The organism is Aristophania vespae, assembly GCF_009906835.1.
Lineage (GTDB): Bacteria > Pseudomonadota > Alphaproteobacteria > Acetobacterales > Acetobacteraceae > Aristophania > Aristophania vespae.
On sequence record NZ_CP047652.1, the window covers coordinates 1606016 to 1619003 of the forward strand.

Consider the following 12988-nt stretch of genomic DNA (forward strand, 5'->3'; position numbering starts at 1 on the left):
CGGTGATACAAAAATGAAACAACTCTTTGATATTTATCACTCTATCAGGTCACTCATATCACATGCCGTTGTCAGAGCCATTTATGATGATGGTGCAGAGCAGCAGCTTGATCTTAATATCCATGCAGGCCAAACCAGAACGCGGGTGCCTGTTCATTTTCCTTTTGGTTTTTCCTCACATGCACCGCTTGATGGGGCCGTCACCCATGTTATTAGCACAGGGGGCGATCCTTCTGACCTTATGGCCCTTCCCCCCTCCAACCCTGCCGCAGCAAGGCTTGGTGATTTGGCAGAAGGTGAGAGCGTGCTTTATGACAGTGCGGGCCAGAGGCTGATTTTTCGTGATGGTGCCGTTGCTGAAATAGATGTGGTGGGCCAGCTCATTGTACAGGTTAAGGGAAGCCCCATTCTGACACTGGATGAAACAGGTATCAGCATCAAGGGCAATATCCACGCTACGGGCGATGTCACGACCGACAAAACTTCGCTCAATAACCATATTCATGGCGGTGTTCAGGCCGGTGGCGCCAAAACCACCCCGCCACAATAACCGCTCATAATCGGGGTATCGTTCTGGCCCCTGAGACCAGAATAGAAGCTGCTCTATTTATGAGAGTATGATTAGCGATAATTCTGTCACACTTCATATAGGCCCTCATCAAGATGGAAGATGTGACCTGGTCATTACCCCTCGCGGTAATGGGCAGGGCAGCATTTCACTTGACCGGACCATCTCATCCTCCCTCTTACTGGCTCTATGCTCTGATAGGCGCGCTGATGAAGATGACTCTCTCCCGGCACTTCTGACCACATCAGACAGGCAACCTACCCCCCTTGGAGGGCGTCGCGGCTGGGCTGGCGATATTTTCCAGGAAAATGGCCAGAGATTTGGCTCAAAATTATGGCTTTTGGAACGCGCCAAACGCAATGAGGCCACCCGTCTGTCAGCCATGGATTATGCCACTGATTCTGTCTCCGATATTGGTACTTACCATAATCAGGAGCTGACTGTCTCCGCTCACTGGAGTGATGACAGACGGTCTGAGCTGGTGGTTCAGGTCAAGGGAGATCAGACAACCGTCACACAGAAAGTAAAAACAGCATGAGCGTTGTTATTCCAACCCCCACACAGCTGGCAGAGCGCTACGTCACCGCCTTTTCGCAGACAGATTTCATTGCCTCTGATGGCTCTACTGTCAAACTGGACCCAACAGCACCCGGCACATTTGAGCAGGTTCTGGCAGCGGCCAAATCCATGGCGGATTATGAAACATATCTCTATATCAGAGACCGTTTTTTACAGGTTCTGCCCACCACCGCCACAACAGGACCAGGCGGGCTATTACCCCAGCACGGCCAAATATGGGGCGTTCCCCGCCGCAGTGCCCAGTCTGCTCTGGGTCATGTCATTATTACGGCACAAAGCGATGCCTCTTTGCCTGGGGGCACAATCCTAACCAATAATGGCACAGTGCAATGGGCTTTAAATGAGGCTGTCAGCCTCACGGCAGGCGAGTCAGTCTCTGCCGCCGTCACATGTGTGCAAAGGGGTACAGCGGGCAATCTGGCACCACATTCTAGCCTGTCATTAATTGAGCCTGTTGCCGGTATCCGCACTGTTACCGTCGATCAGAACGGCCTGACTGGCGGAGACGATATCGAGCCTACCGAAACATGGCGTCAACGCATTTTGAACGCCATTCGCAAACCATATCAGGGTGGTTCGAAAGACGATTATATTCAGTGGGCCAAACAATTTGGGGCCAGTTACGTTAATGTCGTGCCCTCTTATACAGGGCCAGGCACGGTGGGCATTATTGTTGCCATGAGCGGCCCCCGCACCCCAAGCGATGACGAAGTCAAACGCCTGCAAGATAATATAGATTCCGTGCGGCCCATACGCGGCAATGCCACAATTTACGGCGCTGTCATCAAAAATGAAGAGGTCACTGTTACCATAAAACCCGATACCGGCCCCATAAGAGAGAAAGTTCATTCTGCCTTATCAACGGTTTATGCCAGTGTAGGCATAGGGGGCACGCTCTATCGGGCCATGCTCGAAAATGCCCTTTTTATCGCGGCTGGCCCCTATGCAGCCTTACAATCTCCACCTGGAGATATTTCATATCCCTCCGACACCATACCAACCCTGACACATATTGAATGGGGCGCGTCATGAGCATTGCGCCCCCACGCTCAGCCGCCGAAATTGCTGAAGAATGGCATAGTGACCTTTTGCCTGGGGGCCCTGCCTGGCACGGCCCCAATATCAAATCATTAATGCACGCTTTGGCTCTCCCGCGTGAAACGCTAGAGGGTGACATCGCCTCTATTGCTACAGAAATCTGCCCGGGCACGGCCCATTTGCTGCTTGATGATTATCGCGATGTTTTGGGCACCGACCCTTTAGGCCGTGATGAAAATAATCTGACAGATGATGAATGGCGTGCCCTTCTGCAACAAAGATGGACCGCAAGAGGCAATCAAAGGCCCGATTTTTACAAAGAGCTGGCCAAAAAACTGGGCTGTGACATTAAGTTATGGGAGCCAGATGCCCCCCTTGTGGGCGGCACAATATGCGGCACCAAGGAGCTTGCCGCACCTTCAGTGGCTTTTCAGTGGATCGTGATACTCCCTGATGAGACAACTGACGAGCAGGCTCGCAAAATACGGCAATTTTTCAACTTTTTAAAACCTGCGGATAGCGAGGTTTATTTTTTGCGTAAAGGATCCTGGTTCAATGGTTGAGTTAAACTGGCCCACATTCCCCAATGCCACACATATGAGGCAAGACTCTCAGGGTCGGCCAGAAACACAAAACCTCATACCCGGTAAGCAGTTGGGCACCGAAATTGATGAATTTCTGCTCAACCCCCTTATCCACAAAGTATGCGATATTACAGATGCGCTAAAAACCGTTCAGCCCGCCGGTGATTACGCCCTCAATAGCCGCGTTACCACTGTTGATAACGACCTGCAAAATTTTAAAGCAGACGCCGTTACAGGGCATGGCTATAGTGATAATGATAAGCGCATTACCAATATCTGGGCTAATAACGATAAGGACTACCCCAGATTACAGGCAAACGTTGGAACAGACCAAACACTCGTTACAGCGCGTATTGAAGATGTCACAAAGGAAACAGCCCGCGCCCAATCCGCCGAAGCCACACTTGTTTCTGGCACATTAGGCACAGGCCCCAATGACAAAGCCGGACGTGGACTTCATACCAGTGCTTCAGGCCATGCCTTTTACTGGGATGATAGCGGTGCCAAAGGCGACCTTGCCTATCTTTCAGACGTCACTGACGAAACAACCCGCGCCAAGTCTGCCGAAGCCACGCTTGTTTCTGGCACATTGGGCATGGGCTCAACCGACAAAGCCGGGCGTGGACTTCATACTAGTGCGTCAGGCCGCCCCAATTATTGGGACACAGACGGCACAAAAGGTGATCTTGCTTATTATAACGATGTCACCACTGTCAGTGTTGATCTGCAAAATTTTAAAGCAGATGCCGTTACAGGGCATGGCTATAGTGATGGGGATCTGCGTGTCACCAATGTCTGGGCCAATAAAATTGACAAAAATCGTCCCAGATTACAGGCAAATATTGGAACAGATCAAAGCCTCATTACAGCACGTATTGAGGACATTACCGACGAGACAGCCCGTGCCCAGTCTGCTGAAGCCACGCTTGTTTCTGGCACATTAGGCACAGGCCCCAATGACAAGGCCGGGCGTGGACTTCATACTAGTACGTCAGGCCGCCCCAATTATTGGGACATAGACGGCACAAAAGGTGACCTTGCTTATTATAAAGATGTCACCACTGTCAGTGTTGATCTGCAAAATTTTAAAGCAGATGCCATTACAGGGCATGGCTATAATGATGGGGATCTGCGTGTCACCAATATCTGGGCCAATAAAATTGACAAAAATCGTCCCAGATTACAGGCAAATATTGGAACAGATCAAAGCCTCATTACAGCACGAGTTGAGGATATTACTGACGAGACAGCCCGTGCCCAGTCTGCTGAAGCCACGCTCGTTTCTGGCACATTAGGCATGGGTTCAACTGACAAAGCTGGGCGTGGACTTCATACCAGTGCGTCAGGCCATGCCTTTTACTGGGATGAAACGGGCGCCAGAGGTTACCTAGCCTATTATGCCTCATTAATCCGCAGACCCCTCACCGCCACGCAAAATGGCAGCACGATAGTGCCAGATGGTGTTACGCAGCTTATTGCCGAAATTGTCGGTGGTGGCGGTGCTGGCGGTAGTTGTCAGGGGCGATCACTTCAAGAGTCAGTTTATGCAGCAGGAGGCGGTGCCGGAGGCTATCTCAAGGTTCAAATTTCCGTCTCCCCGGAGATCAGATCAGCTGGGTCATTGGTAAAGGAGCCATAGGCCCTGACTCAACAGGGGGTGACGGCAGTAATGGCGGCGATACTGTTTTGTCAATTAATGGCAATGTTGTCGCAACGGCTCAGGGTGGATTTGGCGGGGTCTGGAACTCCACCTTCAGCTCGGCAGGCGGTGGCGGTGGCGGTGTAAATGGGGGTGCTAATTCTGTAGTCTGGTCTGCTGGTGGCTGGGGCGGTGATGGACAAACCGGCCCCGTTGCAGCCCCTACTGGATATGGCGCAAATGGCCCCTGGGGTGGTGGTGGCAGAGCCGGGAACGGTGGCGGCATTAATGCCTGTGGCTTTGGTGCTGGCGGTGGTGGTGCCTATGATACGGGACTAGCCGGTAATTTTTGTCGCGGGGGCAGCGGTTTTGACGGCGTTGCCATCATCTCGCTCATATAATTCATTTAAATTTCAGAAGGAAAAACAAAACATGGAAACCAATCCCATAAATTACGCCTGCTACCGCACAAAATCTTTAGGCTGGCAACAAGCAGGCTATATCGTGGTGATAGCAACGGCGCCTTCATTAGATGACCTGCCCACAGCCAAAGACAACCCAGATTTATGGGGCAATACGGCATGGGTTGCTAATGACGAGGGCCAATATCTCATTAGCCACACTTATCCCGAACTCGTTCCCACACGCAAAGACCGTGCCTCTGACAAAACATCAGATAAACCATCAAATGTAACGGCCAAAAAACTAGCTGATTAAAATAGCTGACGCGATATCCAATAATCATAGCAAATAGTCAGAATAGGCTCTTGCAAAAAGAGCCACATTCAGCCCCTCCAGGAGAAAGCCTCAGATCATTATGCCGTTAATGGACTTACTAACTGTCATAAAACAAAATGAGGGGCTAATATGTGGCCTGTGCGGCACCCTAACGGGTTGGCTAGGCCAAATGGCCAAAAGCCGCCTGCTCTCACAACATCATAATAACAAACAGCTCCATCTAGCTTTGATGAGAGAAAGAGACCTAACTGACCGTGTCATAGCCCTAACTGATGAAATAGAAGGTCTATGGCACAGATTTTACGGACGGGAAGAAATATTAAAAATCTACCACTCTGCGGCCTTAACCGCCCGCCGGGAAATTAATATTCTGGAAGCGAAACATAATTATCCTCTGACGGAATTTAGAGACCTACCCGTTTTTCCCCCTCCCAAAGAGGCCATGGCTCATATTAAAAAACAAGGCTAAAACTGATTTTAGCCTTGTTTTAAAGTTCTTACCGCTGCTAAAATCCTGTCATAATATAATATGACGAAATATTTCCTTTTGAAGCAACAAACAACATTTCAATATTAAATCTTTGCCTGATTAACACGTGCAGAAAGTTTCTGATGACTTTCTTTTCTTTCTCCCACTTTGCACAAAAATTACTTTAAAACAGGGCAGGACCATCTACCTCATGCCAGGCCTGTCACTAATGTAACTCACTCCTCGCACCAGCCATTACAAGCTGACAAATATGTATATTCAATAAAAAACTTTCCAGAAAATACTATTCTTTGAGTAACACTAACTACAAGTTCACCTTATCCGAAACACTTATCTTTTCTTCTCCCCACCCTGCACAGAAATTACCATAAGACAGAGCAAATCCATCTACCTCATGCCAGGCCTGTCACTAATGTAACTCACTCCTCGCACCAGCCATTACTAGACGACAAATATGTGTGATTAACAAAATACTTTCCAAAAATACTGTTTGCTGAGTAATACTGACTACAAGCCTGTCTTATCCGAAGCATCTATCTTCCCCTCTCCCACCCTGCACAGAAATTACTTTAAAACAGGGCAAGACCATCTACCTCATGCCAGGCCTGTCACTCATATAACTCACTCCCCGCACCAGCCATTACAAGCTGACAAATATGCGTGACTAACAAAATACTTTTTCAGAAAAGACCATTTTTTGAGTTATAACGACCCTTAAACATGTAACAAATGGGGGGTCTCACTCCCCCAACATCCTATTTTATTCCTGTTTCGAAATAATAAAAAGCCCATTATTTACTGCGCCTGACTGTAACATCCATAGGAGCATCAGGTAATTTAGGCTGTGAGCGCTGCCATACCGTGCCATATCTTGTATATTGCGGTGGAACCGGTATAGCGACCTGAAGGTCATCTGCCGCTGAGCGTGCCCAGAATGGGTCTCTAAGCATCTCACGACCAATCAGCACCATATCGGCACGGCCATTTTGCAATATTTCTTCTGCCTCACGGCCTGTCTGAATTAGTCCAACTGCGCCCGTTTTAATCCCCAGTGAATTACGCAATAATTCTGCTGCCGGAACCTGATAACCAGGAAAAACATTGCTTGCCGTCGCTGGCACGACCCCACCAGAAGAGCAGTCAATCAGATCAACGCCTTGTTCTTTCATCCAGCGGCCATAATGTAAAAAATCTTCTGGAGTATTTCCGCCTTCGAAATAATCACTTGAGGAGATACGTACAAATAAAGGCCCCTGCCACTCCTTTCGAACCACATCTATAATCTCGCGTACAATGCGATAACGTTTTTCATGACTGCCCCCATATTGATCTTCTCTTACATTCGCCAGGGGTGAAAGAAACTCATTGAGCAAATAACCGTGGGCTGTATGTATTTCGATAACATCAAACCCTGCTTTACGGGCGCGAATAGCTGCATCACGAAAAGACTGGATAATTTCATATATACCATCCAGAGTGAGCGCCTGCGGCACTGCTTCTTTAGCAGAATAAGCAATGGCAGATGGCGCAACTGAATTCATTTGCAAAAAACCCTGCTTACGACCAGCATGGCCAATCTGTATGCCTGCTTTGGCACCCATATCATGAATGACATCAACAAGTCGGCTTAGGCCAGGAAGATGGCTGTCACTCCATATACCAAGATCACCCGGACCAAGCTGTCCATTTGGCAAGACGGCACATGTTTCGGGAAAGATAAGCCCCGCACCCCCCAGCGCACGCGCGCCATAATGAACCAGATGAAAATCAGTGACATTACCGTTCTCATCAGCTGAATGCATGCACATGGGAGACATGGCAATACGGTTTTTAAATTCAATATTTCTGATTGTAAGGGGAGCAAAAAGAAGTGACATAAACTCTCCGGGATTAAGTGAATACCCAGACAATAATATTCATATCTTTGAGAGCAATACGGGAATAAAACACCGTTAGTAACCTTATTTATACATAGTTCCATAAATGTAACTGAACAGAATGATCTTTATCGTTATATTCATTTTAAAATCAGGTAGAATTTATTTTATGGTATTTATGAGTATTTATAACAAAGGCACTCTGACAGAGTGCAAGCACATCTTCGTAGTTTCGTAGTTTCGTAGTTTCGTAGTTTCGTAGTTTCGTAGTTTCGTAGTTTCGTAGTTTCGTAGTTTCGTAGTTTCGTAGTTTCGTAGTTTCGTAGTTTCGTAGTTTCGTAGTTTCGTAGTTTCGTAGTTTCGTAGTTTCGTAGTTTCGTAGTTTCGTAGTTTCGTAGTTTCGTAGTTTCGTAGTTTCGTAGTTTCGTAGTTTCGTAGTTTTCGTAGTTTCGTAGTTTCGTAGTTTCGTAGTTTCGTAGTTTCGTAGTTTCGTAGTTTCGTAGTTTCGTAGTTTCGTAGTTTCGTAGTTTCGTAGTTTCGTAGTTTCGTAGTTTCGTAGTTTCGTAGTTTCGTAGTTTCGTAGTTTCGTAGTTTCGTAGTTTCGTAGTTTCGTAGTTTCGTAGTTTCGTAGTTTCGTATTTTTTTTTTTTTTTTTTTTTTTTTTTTTTTTTTTTTTTTTTTTCGTAGTTTCGTAGTTTCGTAGTTTCGTAGTTTTTTTTCGTAGTTTCGTAGTTTCGTAGTTTCGTAGTTTCGTAGTTTCGACCCCAATATCGCGATTTTAAACAGAAGTACATCACATTTTCAAAAAAATTCAGCTTTTATCGGGTAATACCGGTCTTTTTTCAGCAGCATGTTTCAGCACGTCAAAATCTTCATCTTTGGCAGTACGCATACCGCGCCGCTCCAGCCATCCCCGGCCCCACACACTAAGCCCCATAATAAGATCATGAAGTGTCCGCCCCTCTTCAGTCAGCGAATATTCCACATGGGGTGGCACAACAGGATAAACCTTACGGGTGATAAGTCCGTGTTCTTCCAGCTCACGCAGCTGCCTGGTTAAAAGACGCTGATTAATCCCCCTAAGCGCACGGAAAAGCTCACCAAAGCGAAGTGTTCCGTCCGTAAACAGATGATAAAGAATAACACCTTTCCATTTACCACCCAAAATATGTAGGGCCGCTTCCATAGAACAGCCAGGAACGCCATCAAAGTTACGCATTCTTTTTTGCATGATGTGCTCCTTTAGTTCATTTTTGATATGTACAGCCTCATATGACACTATCATAAGATAGTACCCATTTCTTGTTCAAACTAAAATCATTTCATAACAAGACATATTTTCTCTATTTTGAATGGCAAGAAACAATGGCAGGTAAGCTAATTACATTTCATCAGGATTGCATTATTGCTTTTCATGCAATCAAACCACCAGCTTCTTCTTTAGTAAATTAACGGGGTTAGCTAACAATACTGCGCTTTTTACTCCACAAGAATAAGCCACCGCAGACAGTCACATCGAGACAAGAAAGCAAGCAGTAAAAAGCAGACAGAACGAGCGTGCCACACTACCAACATACCCTTCAGAAAATTACCAAGATCAGCTAATAACGCCGCATTTTTTATTCATCAAAACAGGCCGCCGCAACCAACCACCTGAAAACCAGAAAACAAGCAGTAAGGGATAAGTAAATTAGGTGTATCAGTCATGACATCACGTCAGCCTATGTTACTGAAAAGACCCTGAACAGAAAGTCCTATTCCGCTCCCGAACCATAACCACCTTATTTTAGATGCGCATATAGTCAGGATGCTAAAAGGATAAAAATGAGCAATTTGCCAGATAATATAAATGCAAAAAGCAACCGAAATTGTGCCTCAAACCTAAAAAATAACTTCTATAACTCAAGAATATTGCAAGGGAGTTTCTGCTGGTTTTTTAACCGTAACTGAAAGCCCTGCTATGGCTGTCCAGGATAAATAACCTTGGGCATAAAGGTTATTAAGAAGAAGGTCCTAATTAATTTAAGCCTCTTTCAATCATTCTTTATGAACCATATTTTCAGATGGAATCTTTATTCCCTTTGCGCCTAAATGGACAGATTCAATAAAATCTAGTGTCATATTATACGCAACCATATTTTATAGGGCCAGTTAACTCAGCATTAGTTTAACCTCAAATATGAGCCAATATTCATATTCGCCGTGCAGTAATATCCTACTTCACTTTAATATTTATCAATAAGATATCAAATACCAATACCAATACCAATACCAATACCAATACCAATACCAATACCAATACCAATACCAATACCAATACCAATACCAATACCAATACCAATACCAATACCAATACCAATACCAATACCAATACCAATACCAATACCAATACCAATACCAATACCAATACCAATACCAACATGACCGCCATGCCGATCATTTTAGCAACCCAAAATTATACCATTTTATAAAAATAATTTTCTAAGAACGGCCTTTTTTACCGACAGACAGCCCTTCCTTTTCTTCTATCTTCAATAATATACGGCTAATGCGCTCAAACCATATCTAGCCAGTTTTGCATCATTAAGCTCTATCTGACTGTTAATGACCCTTTCCCCCGCCTGCATAAAGCAGGTTATTTCACCCCAGGCTTTGGTTATCCGACCATTAAGCCCTTCCACCAAAACCACTATGACTCAAATCTGATCACCCCTCACTTTTTGCTTCTTATTAAATAAGAAAGACGGACGTAAATATAAATTTGCAAAACTGTTTCAACCGTTTTTTGATCTAATTAATTCCGTCCCAAAAAGTTAAAAATTCTGTCACGTTACACAAGTGAAACAGACAAAACATATATTAAGGTCAAAGAGGTCTAAAACTATCTATATCGGGCCGTTAGCAAATGCGGCAATAAATTGGTTTTCACCTGTCGACGACTAGAAACGTCAAACTGGCCTAACGTTTTTTAGACAAGAGAGGAAAAGCCTGAGATGATTAACACTGACAGGGCACCAACCTACGAAACGGTAATTTCTAAACTCAAAAGGAAAGACAAGCTTTAGCCAGAATAGAGCATCGCCAGATAAAATATCTGAATCATATGATCAAAGATGCTCAAAATAATACAAGCAATTGATTAAACCAGGGCTGAGGGTCAAGAGCTTAAAAACAGCATATGCCACCATCAGAAGCTTTGGAGCAATGCCCGCTCTTAGAAAGACAGGCAGTCTGCACTTTGACAATGAAAAAACAGCATCAAAAAGGAAGCGCTTTTCATTGAAAGATAGTTCAGCGTCTATTCTTCATAAAAACTTCAAAAAATAAAAATAATTGACGCTATTACAAAATTTTCAATAGAACTAACAATAGCTTGTTAACCAACAAGTTTATTTAGCATGGAAGACGAATTATCATATTTTATGAAGTAGATTAAAATACATTTTATATTAGTGCTTTAAATGTTTTTCAAATTTTATTTTTGATCTTTAATTGAAATATGATAATCGTCATTCTTTAACATCAAGACAACATTAATATGAAAAAAATATATTATATTTTATTGTATATGCTGTTTTATACAGTATCGACGTTATTTATTGCCCTACGCGTTAAGGATCTGGATTTTGATCCGATCTTTTTTGTCATGTCCCTGATATTACCAATCTTTTTGCTCTCAATTGGTAGATATTTATCAGTCATACTAAGCTTTTTCATATTTCTGATTATAGAATTTAATATTTATATTGTTCTTATGTATCACAAGACATCTTTTGAGATCTGTGTGGCCATTGCCGGCTCACCGATTGATGATGTTTTTACCATGATAGAGGCTGTCCCATTACAGGTTTTTCTATCTGTGATCATCCTACAGTCTTTGTTGATGTTTATTACATGGAAGGCCGCTTTTAACCGACCCAAAGTGGCGGCAGTCTCACTTGCCTGCTTTGGTACTATGTTAGGAGGCAGAATTTTATTAAAATCTGATATTGGCGTGGAGGATCTTTACAAAAACGCGCTTGTGTACGATCATTTTAAAAAGCAATTTGTTATTAATGGTGACGCTGAATTATATGGTTATCTTTACGGTTTAACGCCGGGTTACCTAGGAATAACCTTAACAGAACTTACTCTCGCCCTGAGCTATAATACAGGCCACTTTAAAAGTGTTCCTATTTCACTCAAGGGGCACGACGTTACAGATCCTGTTATTACGTCAAAAAACACACCAAAAGTGCGTCATATTGTGATGATTGTTGGTGAGTCTGATTCTGCATTGCACCATAATCTCTATGGGTACCGGGATTACGAAACGACTCCGCATCTTAAAAATCTATATAATCAAGGCCAAGTGTGTTTTATTCCAAAAGTACATTCTGGAGCGAATTTAACCCGTGATGCAGTACCGATGCTTTTGTCATTTTATGATGCTGACCATCCTAACAAACTCTTGAAAGAGAAAAACCTGATCGAACTGGCAAAGGATAATGGTTACATAACCTACTGGATGGGGGCACAGGAAGGTACAAATGTTTACGGCAGTTCCTATGGATTTTTAGGCCATTTTGCTGATCACTATTTGATGCCCCATGATACAAATATGGCATATTCTCTCAAAAAACAGAGAGATCAAATGCTTTTACCTATGGTAAAAAAAGAGTTTTCTTCTCTGGATAAAAGCAAGCCTTATTTTATCATTATTCATTTGATGGGAAGTCACACAGATTATATAGCAAGAGTAAGAAAAGAAGATGTAAAAGCACTTCCTACAGCCGGGAGTTATAATCAGGCTATTCACCACACAGATCACTCAATTAATGAGATTATTGAATTAAGCAAAAAATATCTGGGTGATTTTACGTTGCTATATAGTCCAGATCATGGCGAGCTTCTAAGAAGCCCTGATTTAGGGGAACATGGTATTTATGATGGTGGGTACGACCAATATAAAATAGGCATCTATCTAGCAGGCGACAATCATACTAATTATTGTCAGCAGGCCGAGACATTGCGTAGTGATAATGGCTATTTTGCCTCTCCTCAGAATAAGTATCTTCTACTCACAATGATGGGGTATGGTGTTTCCCAAAAAGGTCTAGACTATATTAAGTCGCACGACCGCGTCGTTAATTCAGGCATAGCGTTTGATTATGACAAAATCCCACAACCTAAAAGAAAAAAGCAATAACGTTGAAACGTAAATTGTTTTCATGATTCCAGGAGGGCTGGTCTGTTTTACTCAGACCAGCCTTTTAAGTTTACTCGTTAATGACGTGCGATCACGCCATCATCAGGGCGCTATATGCTGGCTTTTAGAGATTTCTGGTAAAAATTTTGCCTCTTCAGCCAGACAGAATCCAACGGCATTATTTTCTAAGATTAAATTAATAGTCTTATTATTGAATATAGCTACATAGTTTTCATCAAAAATTATGAAATAATTATATTACATTACAAAATATCTTAGTAACATAT

The 12988-nt window shown here is 43.7% G+C and carries 11 protein-coding genes; 9 read left to right on the plus strand and 2 right to left on the minus strand.

Features of this window, described 5'->3' with window-relative positions:
- The first annotated feature begins 13 nt into the window (after positions 1-13).
- From GT348_RS07290 to GT348_RS07325, 8 genes are all read left to right on the plus strand, one after another.
- A complete protein-coding gene (locus GT348_RS07290; protein WP_160619139.1) occupies positions 14-550 on the plus strand; it encodes a phage baseplate assembly protein domain-containing protein in 537 nt (178 codons plus the stop codon).
- A 67-nt stretch (positions 551-617) separates the two neighbouring features.
- Positions 618-1106: a phage GP46 family protein gene (locus GT348_RS07295; RefSeq protein ID WP_160619140.1), complete on the plus strand. Its 489-nt coding sequence runs from the start codon at positions 618-620 to the stop codon at positions 1104-1106.
- Positions 1103-2179 (plus strand): baseplate J/gp47 family protein, encoded by a 1077-nt coding sequence (locus GT348_RS07300; RefSeq protein WP_160619141.1) that lies wholly within the window; start codon positions 1103-1105, stop codon positions 2177-2179. Before GT348_RS07295 ends, GT348_RS07300 begins: the two co-directional genes overlap by 4 nt.
- Positions 2176-2748, plus strand: a complete 573-nt coding sequence (locus GT348_RS07305) for a putative phage tail protein (RefSeq protein ID WP_160619142.1) — start codon at positions 2176-2178, stop codon at positions 2746-2748. The genes GT348_RS07300 and GT348_RS07305 overlap by 4 nt, the downstream gene beginning before the upstream one ends.
- Complete coding sequence (locus GT348_RS07310; RefSeq protein ID WP_160619143.1) at positions 2741-4408, plus strand: hypothetical protein; 1668 nt, start codon at positions 2741-2743, stop codon at positions 4406-4408. Before GT348_RS07305 ends, GT348_RS07310 begins: the two co-directional genes overlap by 8 nt.
- 47 nt (positions 4409-4455) lie before the next feature.
- Positions 4456-4809 (plus strand): hypothetical protein, encoded by a 354-nt coding sequence (locus GT348_RS07315; protein ID WP_160619144.1) that lies wholly within the window; start codon positions 4456-4458, stop codon positions 4807-4809.
- Between the two features lie 31 nt (positions 4810-4840).
- Complete coding sequence (locus tag GT348_RS07320; protein WP_160619145.1) at positions 4841-5125, plus strand: hypothetical protein; 285 nt, start codon at positions 4841-4843, stop codon at positions 5123-5125.
- A gap of 100 nt (positions 5126-5225) precedes the next feature.
- The gene (locus tag GT348_RS07325; protein ID WP_160619146.1) at positions 5226-5615 is read left to right on the plus strand and encodes a hypothetical protein; all 390 of its coding nucleotides are present in this window, start codon (positions 5226-5228) and stop codon (positions 5613-5615) included.
- An 812-nt stretch (positions 5616-6427) separates the two neighbouring features.
- On the opposite strand, the gene namA is transcribed toward GT348_RS07325, so the two are convergent.
- Together namA and GT348_RS07335 are read right to left on the minus strand one after the other, a co-directional pair.
- Positions 6428-7513 carry an NADPH dehydrogenase NamA gene (namA, locus tag GT348_RS07330; RefSeq protein ID WP_160619147.1) on the minus strand — a complete coding sequence of 362 codons (1086 nt, stop codon included), beginning with the start codon at positions 7511-7513 and terminating at the stop codon, positions 6428-6430.
- Positions 7514-8324: 811 nt separating this feature from the next.
- Complete coding sequence (locus GT348_RS07335; protein WP_160619148.1) at positions 8325-8744, minus strand: winged helix-turn-helix transcriptional regulator; 420 nt, start codon at positions 8742-8744, stop codon at positions 8325-8327.
- A 2307-nt stretch (positions 8745-11051) separates the two neighbouring features.
- Here GT348_RS07335 and GT348_RS07345 point away from each other — a divergent pair.
- Positions 11052-12701, plus strand: coding sequence for a sulfatase-like hydrolase/transferase (locus tag GT348_RS07345; protein ID WP_160619149.1), 1650 nt, complete (start codon positions 11052-11054; stop codon positions 12699-12701).
- Positions 12702-12988: the final 287 nt, after the last annotated feature.